14 protein-coding genes are annotated in these 16516 nt (G+C 60.1%); 11 read left to right on the top strand and 3 right to left on the bottom strand.

All coding sequences use genetic code 11. The features are described from left to right. Positions 1-244: 244 nt before the first annotated feature. From ACRRSD_RS20935 to ACRRSD_RS20920, 4 genes are all read left to right on the top strand, one after another. Positions 245-574, top strand: a complete 330-nt coding sequence (locus ACRRSD_RS20935) for an arsenate reductase (protein WP_435038529.1) — start codon at positions 245-247, stop codon at positions 572-574. Positions 575-586: 12 nt separating this feature from the next. Beyond that, a complete protein-coding gene (gene dapD / locus ACRRSD_RS20930) occupies positions 587-1621 on the top strand; it encodes a 2,3,4,5-tetrahydropyridine-2,6-dicarboxylate N-succinyltransferase (protein WP_011332675.1) in 1035 nt (344 codons plus the stop codon). 150 nt (positions 1622-1771) lie between these two features. After that, entirely contained in the window at positions 1772-2977 is a 1206-nt protein-coding gene (locus ACRRSD_RS20925) for an aminotransferase class V-fold PLP-dependent enzyme (RefSeq protein ID WP_435035106.1), read from the top strand. After that, complete coding sequence (locus ACRRSD_RS20920) at positions 2974-3378, top strand: SufE family protein (protein WP_435035104.1); 405 nt, start codon at positions 2974-2976, stop codon at positions 3376-3378. Before ACRRSD_RS20925 ends, ACRRSD_RS20920 begins: the two co-directional genes overlap by 4 nt. A gap of 88 nt (positions 3379-3466) precedes the next feature. Here ACRRSD_RS20920 and tcdA read toward each other — a convergent pair whose 3' ends face one another. Beyond that, on the bottom strand, positions 3467-4285 hold the full coding sequence (gene tcdA / locus ACRRSD_RS20915; RefSeq protein WP_435035102.1) for a tRNA cyclic N6-threonylcarbamoyladenosine(37) synthase TcdA: 819 nt from the start codon (positions 4283-4285) through the stop codon (positions 3467-3469). A 214-nt stretch (positions 4286-4499) separates the two neighbouring features. Here tcdA and ACRRSD_RS20910 point away from each other — a divergent pair, with 214 nt between their 5' ends. From ACRRSD_RS20910 to ACRRSD_RS20895, 4 genes are all read left to right on the top strand, one after another. After that, entirely contained in the window at positions 4500-7091 is a 2592-nt protein-coding gene (locus tag ACRRSD_RS20910) for a glycosyltransferase (RefSeq protein WP_435035101.1), read from the top strand. Positions 7092-7329: 238 nt separating this feature from the next. Next, the gene (gene dapE / locus ACRRSD_RS20905; protein WP_435035100.1) at positions 7330-8481 is read left to right on the top strand and encodes a succinyl-diaminopimelate desuccinylase; all 1152 of its coding nucleotides are present in this window, start codon (positions 7330-7332) and stop codon (positions 8479-8481) included. Continuing rightward, the gene (locus ACRRSD_RS20900) at positions 8481-9290 is read left to right on the top strand and encodes a putative RNA methyltransferase (protein WP_435035099.1); all 810 of its coding nucleotides are present in this window, start codon (positions 8481-8483) and stop codon (positions 9288-9290) included. The genes dapE and ACRRSD_RS20900 overlap by 1 nt, the downstream gene beginning before the upstream one ends. A gap of 75 nt (positions 9291-9365) precedes the next feature. Then, positions 9366-9743 (top strand): hypothetical protein, encoded by a 378-nt coding sequence (locus ACRRSD_RS20895; protein ID WP_435035098.1) that lies wholly within the window; start codon positions 9366-9368, stop codon positions 9741-9743. Positions 9744-9897: 154 nt separating this feature from the next. Here ACRRSD_RS20895 and ACRRSD_RS20890 read toward each other — a convergent pair whose 3' ends face one another. Beyond that, complete coding sequence (locus tag ACRRSD_RS20890; RefSeq protein ID WP_053117589.1) at positions 9898-10107, bottom strand: cold-shock protein; 210 nt, start codon at positions 10105-10107, stop codon at positions 9898-9900. Positions 10108-10345: 238 nt separating this feature from the next. Here ACRRSD_RS20890 and plsB point away from each other — a divergent pair, with 238 nt between their 5' ends. The 3 genes from plsB to ACRRSD_RS20875 all read left to right on the top strand — a co-directional run bounded on the left by plsB (position 10346) and on the right by ACRRSD_RS20875 (position 14080). Further along, positions 10346-12847 (top strand): glycerol-3-phosphate 1-O-acyltransferase PlsB, encoded by a 2502-nt coding sequence (plsB, locus tag ACRRSD_RS20885; protein WP_435035096.1) that lies wholly within the window; start codon positions 10346-10348, stop codon positions 12845-12847. Positions 12848-12964: 117 nt separating this feature from the next. After that, complete coding sequence (locus tag ACRRSD_RS20880) at positions 12965-13363, top strand: YbaY family lipoprotein (RefSeq protein WP_435035095.1); 399 nt, start codon at positions 12965-12967, stop codon at positions 13361-13363. A 27-nt stretch (positions 13364-13390) separates the two neighbouring features. Then, the gene (locus ACRRSD_RS20875; RefSeq protein ID WP_435035094.1) at positions 13391-14080 is read left to right on the top strand and encodes a DUF4197 domain-containing protein; all 690 of its coding nucleotides are present in this window, start codon (positions 13391-13393) and stop codon (positions 14078-14080) included. Here the strand turns inward: ACRRSD_RS20875 and ACRRSD_RS20870 are convergent. Next, complete coding sequence (locus tag ACRRSD_RS20870) at positions 14077-15468, bottom strand: Fic family protein (protein WP_435038528.1); 1392 nt, start codon at positions 15466-15468, stop codon at positions 14077-14079. The genes ACRRSD_RS20875 and ACRRSD_RS20870 overlap by 4 nt on opposite strands. Positions 15469-16516: the final 1048 nt, after the last annotated feature.

Genomic DNA, 16516 nt, shown 5'->3' with positions numbered 1-16516 from the left:
TGTGGGAGCGAGCCTGCTCGCGAATGCGCTGCGTCATTCATCAGAGATATTGCCTGATACGGCCCCTTCGCGAGCAGGCTCGCTCCCACAGGGTTTTTCAGCGTTACGACAACCGTGGCCGACGAAACCGTTTGGTCATGGCATAATCCGACACCATTTTTTCTCCAGCACCTGTAAAGGGGACGATTCCTTGACCGTTTCAAGTAAAACGTTGCACCTTTTCGGCATCAAAGCCTGCGACACCATGAAGAAGGCGCGCACCTGGCTCGATGAACACGCTGTCAGCTACGACTTTCACGATTACAAAACCGCCGGTATCGACCGTGAGCACCTGACCCAATGGTGTGACGAACACGGCTGGCAAACGGTGTTGAACCGCGCAGGCACGACCTTTCGCAAACTCGACGACGAACGCAAAGCCGATCTCGACCAGTCGAAAGCCATCGAACTGATGCTCGCTCAACCCTCGATGATCAAGCGCCCGGTGCTCGATCTCGGTGACCGAACCCTGATTGGCTTCAAGCCAGATATCTACGCGGCCGCTCTGAAGCAAGCAGCCCGTCACTCTTTGTAGAGGTGTATTTACATGTCCAATTCCCTGTTCAGCATCGCCTTTGGTGTCGGCACTCAGAACCGTCAAGGTGCGTGGCTGGAAGTGTTCTACGCACAGCCATTGCTCAACCCGTCGGCCGAACTGGTCGCCGCTGTTGCGCCAATCCTCGGTTACACCGAAGGCAACCAGGCCATCACTTTCACCACCGCCCAGGCTGCGCAACTGGCTGAAGCCGTGAAAGGCATCGACGCCGTGCAAGGCAAGCTGCTGACCCGTCTGGCTGAAAGCCACAAGCCGCTGGTCGCCACTTTGCTGGCCGAAGACGCACAGCTGACCTCGACGCCTGAGGCCTACCTCAAGCTGCACCTGCTGTCGCACCGTCTGGTCAAGCCGCACGGCGTGAGCCTGGCCGGGATCTTCCCGCTGCTGCCGAACGTAGCCTGGACCAGCCAAGGTGCAATCGACCTGAGCGAACTGGCTGAACTGCAACTGGAAGCGCGTCTGCGCGGCGAGCTGCTGGAAGTGTTCTCGGTAGACAAGTTCCCGAAAATGACCGACTACGTGGTACCGGCTGGCGTGCGTATCGCTGACGCCGCGCGTCTGCGTCTGGGCGCTTACGTCGGTGAAGGCACCACCGTGATGCACGAAGGTTTCATCAACTTCAACGCCGGCACCGAAGGCCCGGGCATGATCGAAGGCCGCGTTTCCGCAGGCGTATTCGTCGGCAAGGGTTCGGACCTGGGCGGCGGTTGCTCGACCATGGGCACTCTGTCAGGCGGCGGCAACATCGTGATCAAGGTTGGCGAAGGCTGCCTGATCGGCGCCAACGCCGGTATCGGCATTCCGTTGGGCGACCGCAACACTGTCGAGTCGGGCCTGTACGTGACCGCCGGCACCAAGGTGGCGCTGCTGGACGAAAACAACAACCTGGTCAAGGTTGTGAAGGCGCGTGAGCTGGCCGGTCAGACTGACCTGTTGTTCCGTCGCAATTCGGAAACCGGTGCTGTGGAATGCAAGACCCACAAATCGGCGATCGAACTGAACGAAGCGCTGCACGCTCACAACTAAGCTGCCATACGATCCCCCCTGTGGGAGCGAGCTTGCTCGCGAAGGCGCCCCGTCAGTCAACAACAGTGCTGAATGACACGACGCTTTCGCGAGCAAGCTCGCTCCCACAAGGTTCGGTGTATACCCGCCCAAGTTCACAGGGCTGAACAAATGATGATTCCCTCCCCGTGGCGTGCCGATTTCCCGGCCATCGCCGCGCTGCAACGGCAAGACCAGACCTATCTGGACAACGCCGCCACCACGCAAAAACCCCAAGCCCTGCTCGACGCGCTGACGCATTACTACGCCAATGGCGCAGCCAATGTGCATCGCGCGCAACACTTGCCCGGCGCCCACGCGACGCAGGCGTTCGAGGACAGTCGGCTGAAGGTTGCCCAGTGGCTGAATGCCGGTGACAGCGGGCAGATCATCTTTACCCACGGCGCCACCAGTGCGCTGAATCTCCTGGCTTATGGCCTGGAACATCTTTTCCACCCGGGCGATGAAATTGTCATCAGCGCGCTGGAGCATCACGCCAACCTGCTGCCATGGCAGCAACTGGCGCAACGGCGCAACCTGAAACTGGTGATCCTGCCGCTGGATGCTGACGGTCTGATCGACCTTGCGGCCGCCGTGCATCTGATTGGTTCGCGCACGCGATTGCTGGCGGTCAGTCAGTTGTCCAATGTGCTCGGCGCTTGGCAGCCGTTGCCGGCATTAATCGGCATGGCCAAGGCGCAGAACGCGCTGACCGTGGTCGATGGCGCGCAAGGCGTGGTGCATGGTCGGCATGACGTGCAGGCGCTGGGTTGCGACTTCTATGTGTTTTCCAGCCACAAGCTCTATGGGCCTGATGGTCTCGGCGTGCTGTTCGGGCGCAACGCAGCACTTGAGCAACTGAAACCATGGCAGTTCGGTGGCGAGATGGTGCTGGAAGCCAACTATCACGACGCGCGTTTCCGCCCTGCACCGCTGGGTTTTGAAGCGGGCACGCCGCCGATTGCCAGTGTGATCGGCCTGGGAGCGACGCTGGATTATCTGGCAGGTCTGGATCAGGACGCGGTCTCCGCCCACGAAGCGGCGCTGCATGACTATCTGCTGCGAGGCCTCGCCGCTCGTAACGGCATTCGTCTGCTCGGCAAACCGCAACTGGCACTGGCGAGTTTTGTCGTCGACGGTGTGCATAACGCTGATCTGGCGCACCTGCTCACCGAACAAGGCATCGCTGTGCGCGCCGGGCATCACTGCGCGATGCCGCTGTTGAAAAGCTTTGAGCTGGCCGGGGCGATTCGTGTATCGCTGGCGCTGTACAACGACTCCGAGGATCTGGAGCGCTTCTTTGAGGCGCTGGATCAGGCGCTGGAGTTGTTGCGATGAGCTTGCCGGCCGAGGCAGCTGAAGCGCTGCAGACTTTTCAGAATGCAGCGAGCTGGGAGCAGCGGGCGCGGTTGTTGATGCAGTTTGGTGATCGATTGCCGCCGTTGGATGACGCGGAAAAATGCGACGCAAACCGGGTGCATGGCTGTGAGAGTCAGGTCTGGCTGGTCGGGGCGTTGCGCGATGGTCACTGGCAGTTCAGCGCCAGCAGCGATGCGCGGATGATTCGTGGGTTGGTGGCGTTGTTGCTGTTGCGGGTTAACGGCTTGTCGGCCACTGAATTGCAGCAGGTTGATTTGCCGGACTGGTTCAATCAGCTCGGCCTTTCGCGGCAGCTATCGCCCTCGCGCAGCAATGGCCTCAATGCCGTGCTCCAGCGGATGAATGAGTTGGCGGGTTAATCGCTTTCGCGAGCAGGCTCGCTCCCACAGGGGAATGCATTTCAATGTGGAAGCGAGCCTGCTCGCGAAGAGGCCATAAGCCCCAGCATCAAACCTGAGGTTTGACCCGATCCGCCGGGCGCCGAACCCCCGCGACAATCTTGTCCACAGCCTTGGTCGCCGCGACCATGCCGAACGTCGCCGTGACCATCATCACCGCGCCAAACCCGCCAGCGCAGTCGAGCTTCACGCCATCGCCGACAAAGCTCTTCTGCAAACAAATGCTGCCATCCGGTTTCGGATAACGCAGCTGTTCCGTGGAAAACACACACGGCACGCTGTAATGCCGGGTCACGGTGCGCGAAAAGCCATAATCACGACGCAACGTCGAGCGCACTTTCGAGGCCAACGGATCGTTGAAGGTGCGGTTGAGGTCGCAGACCTGAATCAACGTCGGATCGATCTGCCCGCCCGCCCCGCCCGTGGTGATGATCTGGATCTTGCGGCGCTTGCACCAGGCGATCAGCGCAGCTTTGGCGTTGACCGCGTCAATGCAGTCGATCACGCAATCGATGTTCGGCGTGATGTATTCGGCCATGGTGTCGCGAGTAACGAAATCCGCCACGGCGTGCACGGTGCAATCCGGGTTGATCCCGCGCAGACGCTCGGCCATCACTTCGACCTTGGGTTTGCCGACGGTGCTGTCCAGCGCGTGCAACTGGCGGTTGGCGTTGCTGACGCAGACGTCATCGAGGTCGAACAGCGAAATCTCGCCGACACCACAACGGGCCATGGCTTCCGCCGCCCAGGAACCGACGCCCCCGACGCCGACGATCGCCACATGGGCCGCGCGCAAACGCGCCAGGCCTTCGATGCCATACAAACGGGCGATGCCTGCAAACCGCGGATCTTCTGTACTCATGACCATTACCCCAAAAACCGGCGCGCATTATAGGGCTACGCAGCGACAAGTTTTAAGCATCAAGCTACAAGTGTAAGAACTTAAGTCAAAGTCGGCTGCCAAATGTCGGGCATTTCCCTGTCTGATGTACGACTTGCGAACTGCCGGTGTAGGATGCGCGCCCCTCGGGCGTCTAGCCGACCGATCCTTCGTTCCACAGCCTTTGGAACCCGAAATAGCTATGTCATCGCGTAAATTTGGACTCAACCTGGTGGTGGTTCTGGCAATCGCCGCCCTGTTCACCGGCTTCTGGGCGCTGATCAATCGCCCGGTCTCCGCGCCGAACTGGCCGGAGCAGATCTCCGGTTTCTCCTATTCGCCGTTCCAGCAGGGACAATATCCGCAGAAGGATCAGTATCCGACTGACGACGAAATGCGTCGCGACCTGGAGATCATGAGCAAGCTGACGGACAACATCCGTATCTACTCGGTCGACGGCTCGCTGCAAGACATCCCGAAACTCGCTGAAGAGTTCGGCTTGCGCGTGACACTGGGGATCTGGATCAGCCCCGACCAGGAACGCAACGAACGGGAAATCACCCGCGCCATCGAACTGGCCAACACCACGCGCAGTGTGGTGCGCGTGGTGGTCGGTAACGAAGCGATCTTCCGCAAGGAAATCACCGCCCAAGAGCTGAGCGTGCTGCTCGATCGCGTGCGCGCAGCGGTGAAAGTGCCAGTGACCACCTCCGAGCAATGGCACGTCTGGGAAGAACACCCGGAGCTGGCCAAGCACGTTGACCTGATCGCCGCCCACGTTCTGCCGTACTGGGAATTCATCCCCGTCGACAAGGCCGGCCAGTTCGTTTTCGACCGCGCCCGCGATCTGAAAAAGATGTTCCCGAAAAAACCGCTGCTGCTCTCCGAAGTCGGCTGGCCGAGCAACGGCCGCATGCGCGGTGGCGCCGATGCGTCGCCGGCGGATCAGGCGATCTACCTGCGCACCCTGGTCAACAAGCTCAATCGCCAGGGCTTTAATTACTTCGTGATCGAAGCGTTCGACCAGCCGTGGAAGGCCAGCGACGAAGGTTCGGTCGGCGCCTACTGGGGTGTGTTCAACGCCGCGCGACAGCAGAAATTCAACTTCGAAGGTCCGGTGGTCGCGATCCCGCAGTGGCGCGTGCTGGCCATCGGTTCGGTGGTGCTGGCGCTGTTGTCGCTGACCTTGCTGATGATCGACGGCTCGGCCCTGCGTCAACGCGGGCGTATCTTCCTGACCTTTATCGCCTTCCTTTGCGGGTCGGTGCTGGTGTGGATCGGCTACGACTACAGCCTGCAATACAGCACGTGGTTCAGTTTGACGGTCGGCTTCCTCTTGGCGCTCGGTGCGCTCGGGGTGTTCATTGTGTTGCTCACCGAAGCGCATGAACTGGCCGAAGCGGTGTGGATTCACAAGCGTCGGCGCGAGTTCCTGCCGGTCGAGGGCGACTCCAGCTACCGCCCGAAAGTCTCGATCCACGTGCCGTGCTACAACGAGCCGCCGGAGATGGTCAAACAGACCCTCGACGCCCTCGCCGCGCTCGATTACCCGGACTACGAAGTCCTGATCATCGACAACAACACCAAAGACCCGGCGGTGTGGGAGCCGGTGCGCGATTACTGCGAAACCCTCGGCCCGCGCTTCAAGTTCTTCCACGTCTCGCCCCTGGCCGGTTTCAAGGGCGGCGCACTGAACTACCTGATCCCGCATACCGCCAAGGATGCCGAAGTGATCGCCGTGATCGACTCCGATTACTGCGTGCACCCGAACTGGCTCAAGCACATGGTGCCGCACTTCGCCGACCCGAAAATCGCCGTGGTACAGTCGCCGCAGGATTATCGCGACCAGAACGAAAGCACCTTCAAAAAGCTCTGCTATGCCGAATACAAAGGCTTCTTCCACATCGGCATGGTCACCCGCAACGACCGTGACGCGATCATTCAGCACGGCACCATGACCATGACCCGGCGTTCGGTGCTGGAAGAGCTGGGCTGGGCCGACTGGTGTATCTGTGAAGACGCCGAACTGGGTCTGCGCGTGTTCGAGAAAGGCCTGTCGGCGGCGTATTACCACGACAGCTACGGCAAGGGGCTGATGCCGGATACGTTTATCGACTTCAAGAAGCAGCGTTTCCGTTGGGCCTACGGTGCGATTCAGATCATCAAACGTCACACCGGCAGCCTGCTGCGCGGCAAGGACACCGAACTGACGCGCGGCCAGCGTTATCACTTCCTCGCGGGCTGGTTGCCGTGGGTCGCGGATGGCATGAACATCTTCTTCACCGTCGGCGCGCTGTTGTGGTCGGCGGCGATGATCATCGTGCCGCAACGGGTCGATCCACCGTTGCTGATTTTCGCAATCCCGCCGCTGGCGCTGTTCGTGTTCAAGGTCGGCAAGATCATCTTCCTCTACCGTCGCGCCGTCGGCGTGAACCTGAAAGATGCGTTCTGCGCGGCATTGGCCGGGCTGGCGTTGTCGCACACCATCGCCAAAGCGGTGCTGTACGGCTTCTTCACCAGCAGCATTCCTTTCTTCCGCACGCCGAAAAACGCTGACAACCACGGCTTCTGGGTGGCGATTTCCGAAGCGCGGGAAGAGCTGTTCATCATGCTGCTGTTGTGGGGCGCGGCGCTGGGGATTTTCCTGGTCAACGGCATGCCGAGCAACGACATGCGTTTCTGGGTGGTGATGTTGCTGGTGCAGTCGCTGCCGTATCTGGCCGCGCTGATCATGGCGTTCCTGTCGTCGTTGCCGAAACCGGCCACTGCGCCGGAGCCGGCGCCGGTCGTCTAAATCCTCATCGATGCACTAAACGGCGGCCAATGGTCGCCGTTTTGCTTTAAGATAACCGCCATTTTGCGGGGCTTGGCGTGATACGCGGTGTAACTGACCGAACCCAATCCCTGTGGGAGCGAGCTTGCTCGCGAAGGCTTTGTAACATTCAACCCTTATGTTGCCTGATACACCTCTTTCGCGAGCAAGCTCGCTCCCACATTGGCCCTCGCTCAAATTCATGATCCCGGAGTTTTCCATGACGGCCCACGCCGACCTTTCGCCGACCCTCCAACTCGCCATCGACCTGATCCGCCGTCCATCCGTGACGCCGGTCGACGCCGATTGCCAGAAGCAGATGATGCAGCGCCTGGGCGATGCCGGTTTCACTCTCGAACCGATGCGCATCGAAGATGTGGATAACTTCTGGGCCACTCACGGCAGCAACGACGGGCCGGTATTGTGCTTCGCCGGCCACACCGACGTGGTGCCGACCGGCCCGATCACCGCATGGCAGATCGACCCGTTCAACGCCGTGATCGATGAACACGGCATGCTCTGCGGCCGCGGCGCGGCGGACATGAAAGGCAGCCTGGCATCGATGACCGTTGCCGCTGAGCGTTTTGTCGCCGACTATCCGAACCACAAGGGCAAAGTCGCGTTCCTGATCACCAGCGACGAAGAAGGCCCGGCGCACCACGGCACCAAAGCAGTGGTCGAGCGTCTGGCCGCGCGTAGCGAGCGTCTGGACTGGTGCATCGTCGGCGAACCGTCGAGTACCACACTGGTCGGCGACGTGGTTAAGAACGGCCGTCGCGGCTCGCTGGGCGCCAAGCTCACGGTCAAAGGCATTCAGGGTCACGTCGCCTATCCGCACCTGGCGAAGAATCCGATTCACCTCGCCGCTCCGGCGCTGGCCGAACTGGCCGCCGAGCATTGGGATCACGGTAACGATTTCTTCCCGCCGACCAGTTTCCAGATCTCCAACGTCAACTCCGGTACCGGCGCGACCAACGTGATTCCGGGCGATCTGGTGGCGGTGTTCAATTTCCGTTTCTCCACCGAATCGACCGTGGAAGGCCTGCAGAAACGTGTGGCCGATATTCTCGACAAGCACGATCTGGACTGGCACATCGACTGGGCGCTGTCCGGCCTGCCGTTCCTCACCGAACCTGGCGCGCTGCTCGACGCCGTGTCGGCGAGCATCAAGGAAATCACCGGTCGCGAGACCAAGGCGTCGACCAGCGGCGGCACGTCCGATGGCCGCTTTATCGCAACCATGGGCACGCAAGTGGTTGAACTGGGCCCGGTCAACGCGACCATTCACCAGGTCAACGAGCGCGTGCTGGCGGCGGATCTCGACGTACTGACCGAGATCTACTACCAGACCCTGATCAAGTTGCTCGCCTGATGCTTGCGTGCCCGATCTGCAATGAACCGTTGAATGCGCTGGATAACGGCGTGGTCTGCCCCGCCGGCCACCGTTTCGACCGTGCGCGGCAGGGTTACCTGAACCTGCTGCCGGTGCAGCACAAGAACAGCCGCGACCCTGGCGACAACCAGGCCATGGTCGAAGCGCGCCGCGATTTCTTGAACGCTGGCCATTACGCGCCAGTGGCCAAGCGTCTGGCCGAACTGGCAGCGAGTTATGCGCCAGATCGCTGGGTCGACATCGGCTGTGGCGAGGGTTATTACACCGCGCAAATCGCTGAGGCGTTACCGAACGCGGATGGCTACGCATTGGACATCTCCCGTGAAGCGGTCAAACGCGCCTGCAAGCGCAACCCGGCAATCACCTGGTTGATCGCCAGCATGGCCCGCGTGCCGTTGGCGTCGGGCAGTTGCCAGTTTCTTGCCAGCGTGTTCAGTCCTCTGGACTGGGAAGAAGCCAAGCGCTTGCTCAGTGTCGGCGGCGGTCTGATGAAAGTAGGCCCGACCAGCGGCCACCTGATGGAATTGCGCGAACGCCTGTACGACGAAGTGCGCGAATACACCGACGACAAGCACCTGGCCCTGGTGCCGGAAGGAATGGCGCTGGCGCACAGTGAAACCCTGGAATTCAAACTGACGCTGGACAAGCCCGAGGATCGCGCCAACCTGTTAGCGATGACGCCCCACGGCTGGCGCGCCAGTGCCGAGCGTCGTGCGGCGGTGATCGAACAGGCCGAGCCGTTCGAGACCACCGTGTCGATGCGCTACGATTATTTCGTTCTTCAATAACTTTTGGTCTCGGGCGAGTGCCCGGGGCCGGCTAAATCCGCGAATGGATTTTTCAGACCCGCAGTGAGGACATCCATGCGCCAACCGGATATCGAGATTTACCTGAAAGACGCCGACGTCGACCACAAGGCCATTGCGGCCTGGCTGGGCGCCGCGTTGGGCCCGTGCAGCGACTGGGTACAGAAAGGCCAGACTTACAAGTGCAAGGCCGGCAACATTCCTGTGACATGGCTGCCGAAAGCCGTGGGCAAATGGAACAGCCTGTACCTGGAAAGCGACCAGACGCCATGGGACGACGACATCGCCTGCGCGCGTGCCGCGTTTGCCGCGCTGAACGTCGAAGTGCGTTGCGCACCGGGGACGTGGGTCGAGGAAGAAGGTGAGGAGACGGCAGATCGCTGGATGCGCATCAGTGCCGATGGTGAAGAAGAAATCACCTGGAAAACCGCGTAACAACAGGCAACGCGGATACAAATGTGGGAGCGAGCCTGCTCCGGGCGGCGTTCCGACGAATGCGTAGTGTCAGTCGATATGAATGGTGACTGATACAGCGCATTCGCGAGCAGGCTCGCTCCCACAGTGGTTTTTGGCGTTCTGGAGGTTTGTGTTACAGGCCTACAACATCCTCAGCCTGCAAACCCTTCTCGCCGGTAATCACCGCGTACTCGACCTGCTGACCTTCAGCCAGCGACCGATGCCCTTCGCCGCGAATCGCACGGTAGTGCACGAACACGTCCACCCCGTCTTCGCGCTGGATAAAGCCGTAGCCTTTGGCGTCGTTGAACCACTTCACATTGCCGGTTTCACGTGTTGCCATCTGTTCATACTCCTTTTTTATTATTGAACAGGCTTTTCGCAGGAAAGCCTTAGAGGAACGTCAGCCTGCGTCCGACGTCCATAAAAGGGCCCCGGCGACAGACCGCCGAGTATATGACAGGTGCGAAAAGTCTCAACAGGAGATTACTTCGCCGCTTTTTTGCCGATTTTCGAGTAATCCGGCACACTATCGCCCACCCGAGCAAACGCTCGGTTTTATTCACTCACGCAGAAGCCGTATGACCCGTTCCCCGTTCCGCCGTCTTGTGTTTGGCACCTTGCGCCGACTGTTGTACCTCTGGGTTCGCTCGGAGACGATCAACCAGTCGTCGTTCACCCTCAACCTCGACCGCAGTCGTCCGGTGTTCTACGTCCTGCAAAACCCTTCGCTGACCGATCTGGCGGTGGTCGACACCGAGTGCACCAAGGCCGGCCTGCCGCGTCCGGTGCTGCCGGTGTCGGTGGGTTCGCTGATCGAACCAGCGGCGTTTTTCTACCTGACGCCGGATCCGGACTGGCTCGGGCGCCAGGACAAGCGCGGCGCACCGCCGACCCTGACCCGTCTGGTCAGCGCCCTCACCCAGAACGCTGCTGAAGATGCGCAGATCATCCCGGTCAGCGTGTTCTGGGGCCAATCGCCGGACAGCGAAAACAGTCCGTGGAAGTTGTTGTTCGCCGACAGCTGGGCCGTTACCGGGCGTCTGCGTCGGCTGCTGAGCATCATTGTTCTCGGGCGCAAAACCCGCGTGCAGTTCTCCGCGCCGATTCACCTGCGCGAGCTGATCGAACACAACAAGGGCCACGAGCGCACCGTGCGCATGGCCCAGCGGATCCTGCGCGTACACTTCCGCAATCTGAAAGCTGCGGTGATCGGCCCGGACATTTCCCACCGCCGCAATCTGGTCAAAGGTCTGCTCAACCAGCCGTTGGTCAAACAAGCGATCCTCGACGAAGCCGAGCGCGAAAACATCTCCCCGGAGAAAGCCAAGGCCCAGGCCCTGCGCTACGGCAACGAAATCGCCTCGGACTACACCTACACCGCGATCCGTTTCCTCGAAGTGGTGCTGAGCTGGTTCTGGAACAAGATCTACGACGGCATCAAGGTCAACCACATCGAAGGCGTACAGAAAGTCGCCCAAGGTCACGAAGTGATCTATGTGCCGTGCCATCGCAGCCACATCGACTATTTGCTGCTGTCGTATCTGCTGTTCCGCAACGGCCTGACCCCGCCGCACATCGCCGCCGGGATCAACCTGAACATGCCGGTGATCGGCAGCCTGCTGCGCCGTGGCGGCGCGTTCTTCATGCGTCGCACCTTCAAGGGCAACCCGCTGTACACCTCGGTGTTCAACGAATACCTGCACACCCTGTTCACCAAAGGTTTCCCGGTCGAGTACTTCGTCGAGGGCGGCCGCTCGCGCACCGGGCGCATGCTGCAGCCAAAAACCGGAATGCTCGCGATCACCATGCGCAGCTTCCTGCGTTCGTCGCGGATGCCGATCGTGTTTGTGCCGGTGTACATCGGTTATGAGCGCGTGCTGGAAGGTCGCACCTACCTCGGCGAACTGCGCGGCGCGAGCAAGAAGAAAGAATCGATCTTCGACATTTTCAAAGTCATCGGTGCGCTCAAACAGCGTTTCGGTCAGGTCGCGGTAAACTTCGGCGAACCGATCAAACTCGCAGAATTCCTCGACGCCGAGCAACCGGACTGGCGCCAGCAGGAACTCGGCCCGCAGTACAAGCCGGCGTGGCTCAACGAAACCACCAATCGCCTCGGCGAAAAGGTCGCACAGCACCTCAACGAAGCCGCCGCGATCAACCCGGTCAACCTGGTGGCGCTGGCGCTGCTGTCGACCACGCGTCTGGCGCTGGATGATCGCGCCATGGCGCGGGTGCTGGATCTGTATCTGGCGCTGCTGCGCAAAGTCCCGTACTCGCCGCACACCACACTGCCGGAAGGCGATGGCCGCGCGCTGATCGAGCACGTGAAAGACATGGACCTGCTCGCCGAGCAGAACGATGCGCTGGGCAAGATTCTCTATCTGGACGAGCAGAACGCCGTCCTGATGACTTACTACCGCAACAACGTCTTGCACATCTTCGCCCTGCCGGCGCTGCTCGCGAGCTTCTTCCAGAGCGCGTCGCGCATGAGTCGCGAACAGATCCTGCGCTACACCCGCGCACTGTATCCGTACCTGCAATCGGAACTGTTCATTCGCTGGACGCTGGACGAACTGGACGGTGTGGTTGATCAGTGGCTCGAAGCATTCGTCGAGCAAGGCCTGCTGCGCTTCGAGAAAGAGGTCTATCTGCGCCCGGCGCCAAGTTCGCGGCATTTCGTCCTGCTGACGCTGCTGTCGAAGAGCATCGCCCAGACCTTGCAGCGCTTCTACATGACCGTGTCGTTGCTGATCAACAGCGGCCAGAACAGTATCAGCGCCGAAGAGCTGGAAGACCTCTGCACGGTCATGGCCCAGCGCCTGTCGATCCTCCACGGCCTCAACGCCCCGGAGTTCTTCGACAAGAGCCTGTTCCGCCACTTCATCCAGACCCTGCTCGACCTCGACGTGCTGCGTCGCGACGAGGCCGGCAAACTGAGTTATCACGAACTGCTCGGCGAACTCGCCGAAGGCGCGGCCAAACGTGTGTTGCCGGCGGAGATTCGCTTGTCGATCCGTCAGGTCGCGCTGCATCGCAGTGAAGATGCTGCAGATCAGGTCGTCGCCCAACCCGAGACCTGATGCAAACCTGGTGGGAGTGAGCTTGCTCGCGAAGATAGAGTGTCAGTCGACATCTGAGTGACTGAAACACCGCTTTCGCGAGCAGGCTCGCTCCCACATTGAAAAGGAGAACGTCCGATGAAAAAACTCACCCTGCTCGCCGCCGCCACAATACTGAGCGCCTGCCAATCGACAACACCTGCCGGCAAGGTCGGTCTCGACGGTGAAGTGTTCTACTTGCAGCGCATCGCCCTGCCACCGAGCGCGACCCTCAGCGTCAGTCTGCAGGACGTTTCCCTGGCAGACGCGCCAGCCGTAGTGCTGGACGAGCAAAAAGGCCCGGTCAAAGGCCAGGTGCCGCTGCCCTTCCACTTGAGCTACGATCCGGCGCAGGTCAAACCCGGCCATCGTTACTCGGTCAGCGCGCGCATTGAAGTCAACGGCGAACTGATGTTCATCACCACCGAAAACCACGCCGTGCAACTCGACGGCAACGACCCGCAACCACTGAAAATCCGCGTCGACGCCGTTCGTTAATTCACTTTCTGCAACAAGGAAGCCGCCATGCTCCGCCCTACCCTCCGCTTCGCCGGCCTGTGTGCAGGCCTGATGATCTCCGCCAGCGCGCTGGCCCTGTCGCTGAGTGACCTGTCGCAAAAAGACGCCACCGGCGGCCTCAAGGATGCCCTGACCCAAGGCGCGCAAATCGCCGTCAAGCAACTGGGTACCCCCGGCGGTTTCAGCAACAACCCGGACGTGAAGATCGAACTGCCGGGCAAACTCGGCAAAGCCGCGAGCAAGATGAAAGCCTTCGGCATGGGTGCTCAGGTTGAAGAACTGGAAACCGCCATGAACAAGGCTGCGGAAAGCGCCGTGACCCAGGCCCAGCCAATCCTCGTCGACGCCGTGAAGAAAATGAGCGTGGAAGACGCCAAAGGCATCCTCAGCGGCGGCAAGGATTCGGCCACGCAATACCTCGACAAATCCAGTCGCGAACAGATCCGCGTCAAGTTCCTGCCGATCGTCAAGCAGGCAACCGACAAGGTTGGCGTAGCGCAGAAGTACAACGCCTTCGCCGGCCAGGCCGCGACGTTCGGCGTTGTCGATGCGAAGAGCGCCAACGTTGAAAACTACGTCACCGAGCAAGCGCTCAATGGCTTGTTTGAAATGATCGGCAAACAGGAAGAAACCATCCGCCAGAACCCGGCCGCTGCGGCGACCAGCCTGGCGAAGAAGGTGTTCGGCACGCTTTAAGCAGTCGCAACACGGGGGCGATTCGATTCGCTCCCGTGCTTCCCTCCACGTACAGAATTACGTAAAAAAAATACCCACTCCCGCCCCATCTTCCTTCTCTCAAAAAGCTGCAATTGGTCCAGCCCCTCCAGAGCCGAAGTCGCCTCGCTGTACGAGCAACCAAAATTTTCCGCCACATTATTCGCTGTGAACTCCTTCGCCTCCCCGCTTTTTGCCGCCTGATACACCGCGCGCTGTTTTTCCGTCATCTGATCGAAGTAGCCAGAATTCGTCAGCCAGCGCTCGAACTTTTCGGTGTAGGCCACGCTCTTGCGGTAAACATCGGCAAACCCGAGCACCGCTCGCTGGATCACCGAACACTGGAATTCGATGAAGTACGTCAGATCCAGTTCATCCGCCTCGGTATGCAGGTATGAACGTCCATATTTCACTGGCGCATTACGCAGTAACAAACTGATCGCTATGTAGCGAAACGCCGCAAATTCATTCTTGAACATGAACCAGTAAAACAACGCCCTGGCGACCCGCCCGTTGCCGTCGCGAAAGGGATGCTCGTAGCCCAAGGCAAAGTGCAGCGTGATCGCCTTGATCAGCGGATGCAGGTAGCTCGCCTCTTGCGGTGTGCCCTCTGGAAGGTTGATCCAGTGCGACAGCCTCTCCAGCCGCGTGGCCAATCCTGTCGCAGGTGGTGGCCGGTGCACGGTGTTGCCCGCCCCATCCTGAACGACCACTTCGTCGTTGGTTCTGAACACCCCGGGTGAATACTGCTCGTCATCGATGCCCTCGACCCCCACCCGATGAATCGCTGCAATCAAATCCACGCTCATGGGTTCGTAACGTCTCTCCCAGGCAAAATTCATCATCCGGTAATTACCCATCACCATGCGCTCATCCGGAGTACGGGGCTGGCGCCGCTGCTTGAGCATGTCCTTGGCCACACGCGTAGTCGTCGCAGCGCCTTCCAGCTGACTGCTGGCGATGGCTTCATCTTCGATCAAATCGTTAAGCAGATAACTGAAATGTGCCCGTTCGCCGATCTGGCTGGTCATGTATTCCAGCGCCGCCGTACTGGCCTGCCGATCCACAATTGAGATGGTTTTCTGTGCCAACGGCGTCAACAGATACTTGCCCCACTGCACAGGCTCGCCCAGTGGCAGAAGGTTAATGTGCTGGGCAGCCCGTGCCTTCTTGACCAAGGCCCAGCACAGTCTGGCATCCAGCCCCGCCGCCCAGCGATAACGCAACGCTTCAAATGGCAGATAACGACCTTGATCATCGAGCGGCTTGAGTAGCGCAAGATAGTCAGCCAGACGCTGCCGATGGGGCGGGCGCGCCAACAAGTCGAACACCGGGTCGGTTCTGCCTTTCAATGCTGGCGGCTTTTTCATCAAGACAAACTCAGGAAAGCTGTAAAGCAGAGGCTGGAGTACAACATCCGAGGCAATCTGGCTCAAGATCAGAGGCTTCTGAAAAAGATGTAGGAAGTGGCGCAAGTAAAGCGGGCTATGGGTCGTCAGCTAGAGACTGGTCGGCGATCAGGCTCGCACACAGTTGAACTGAGTACACCTGCAAAAAACAGGTCGGCTGTCAGGCCGCCATCGCGAGCAAGCTCGCTCCCACAGTTGGATTGAGTACACCTGCAAAAAACAGGTCGGCTGTCCGGCCGCCTTCGCGAGCAAGCTCGCTCCCACAGTTGGATTGAGTACACCTGCAAAAAACAGGTCGGCTGTCCGGCCGCCTTCGCGAGCAAGCTCGCTCCCACAGTTGGATGGAGTACACCTGCAAAAAACAGGTCGGCTGTCAGGCCGCCATCGCGAGCAGGCTCACTCCCACAGTTGGATGGAGTACACCTGCAAAAAACAGGTCGGCTGTCAGGCCGCCATCGCGAGCAGGCTCACTCCTACAGTTGGATGGAGTACATCTGCAAAAAACAGGTCGGCTGTCAGGCCGCCTTCGCGAGCAAGCTCGCTCCCACAGTTGGATTGAGTACACCTGCAAAAAACAGGTCGGCTGTCAGGCCGCCATCGCGAGCAGGCTCACTCCTACAGTTGAACTGAGTACACCTGCAAAAAACAGTTCGGCTGTCAGGCCGCCTTCGCGAGCAGGCTCGCTCCCACAGTTGAATTGAGTACATCTGTAAAAAACAGGTCGGCTGTCAGGCCGCCTTCGCGAGCAGGCTCGCTCCCACAGTTGAATTGAGTACATCTGTAAAAAACAGGTCGGCTGTCAGGCCGCCTTCGCGAGCAGGCTCGCTCCCACAGTTGGATTGAGTACACCTGCAAAAAACAGGTCGGCTGTCAGGCCGCCTTCGCGAGCAGGCTCGCTCCCACAGTTGGATGGAGTACATCTGCAAAAAACAGGTCGGCTGTCAGGCCGCCATCGCGAGCAGGCTCACTCCCACAGAAGAGCAAGAGCAGACCGCTTCTGCTCCTCACC

Source organism: Pseudomonas neuropathica (assembly GCF_051174785.1).
GTDB classification, from domain to species: Bacteria; Pseudomonadota; Gammaproteobacteria; order Pseudomonadales; family Pseudomonadaceae; genus Aquipseudomonas; species Aquipseudomonas neuropathica_A.
The sequence above is the reverse complement of the archived record's forward strand: the minus strand, read 5'-3'. Positions and strand labels throughout refer to the sequence as shown.

Coding starts and splice junctions, on each gene's coding strand:
- ACRRSD_RS20935 (WP_435038529.1), top strand. CDS start 245: ATGAAGAAGGCGCGCACCTGGCTCGATGAACACGCTGTCAGCTACGAC.
- dapD (WP_011332675.1), top strand. CDS start 587: ATGTCCAATTCCCTGTTCAGCATCGCCTTTGGTGTCGGCACTCAGAAC.
- ACRRSD_RS20925 (WP_435035106.1), top strand. CDS start 1,772: ATGATGATTCCCTCCCCGTGGCGTGCCGATTTCCCGGCCATCGCCGCG.
- ACRRSD_RS20920 (WP_435035104.1), top strand. CDS start 2,974: ATGAGCTTGCCGGCCGAGGCAGCTGAAGCGCTGCAGACTTTTCAGAAT.
- tcdA (WP_435035102.1), bottom strand. CDS start 4,285: ATGGTCATGAGTACAGAAGATCCGCGGTTTGCAGGCATCGCCCGTTTG.
- ACRRSD_RS20910 (WP_435035101.1), top strand. CDS start 4,500: ATGTCATCGCGTAAATTTGGACTCAACCTGGTGGTGGTTCTGGCAATC.
- dapE (WP_435035100.1), top strand. CDS start 7,330: ATGACGGCCCACGCCGACCTTTCGCCGACCCTCCAACTCGCCATCGAC.
- ACRRSD_RS20900 (WP_435035099.1), top strand. CDS start 8,481: ATGCTTGCGTGCCCGATCTGCAATGAACCGTTGAATGCGCTGGATAAC.
- ACRRSD_RS20895 (WP_435035098.1), top strand. CDS start 9,366: ATGCGCCAACCGGATATCGAGATTTACCTGAAAGACGCCGACGTCGAC.
- ACRRSD_RS20890 (WP_053117589.1), bottom strand. CDS start 10,107: ATGGCAACACGTGAAACCGGCAATGTGAAGTGGTTCAACGACGCCAAA.
- plsB (WP_435035096.1), top strand. CDS start 10,346: ATGACCCGTTCCCCGTTCCGCCGTCTTGTGTTTGGCACCTTGCGCCGA.
- ACRRSD_RS20880 (WP_435035095.1), top strand. CDS start 12,965: ATGAAAAAACTCACCCTGCTCGCCGCCGCCACAATACTGAGCGCCTGC.
- ACRRSD_RS20875 (WP_435035094.1), top strand. CDS start 13,391: ATGCTCCGCCCTACCCTCCGCTTCGCCGGCCTGTGTGCAGGCCTGATG.
- ACRRSD_RS20870 (WP_435038528.1), bottom strand. CDS start 15,468: ATGAAAAAGCCGCCAGCATTGAAAGGCAGAACCGACCCGGTGTTCGAC.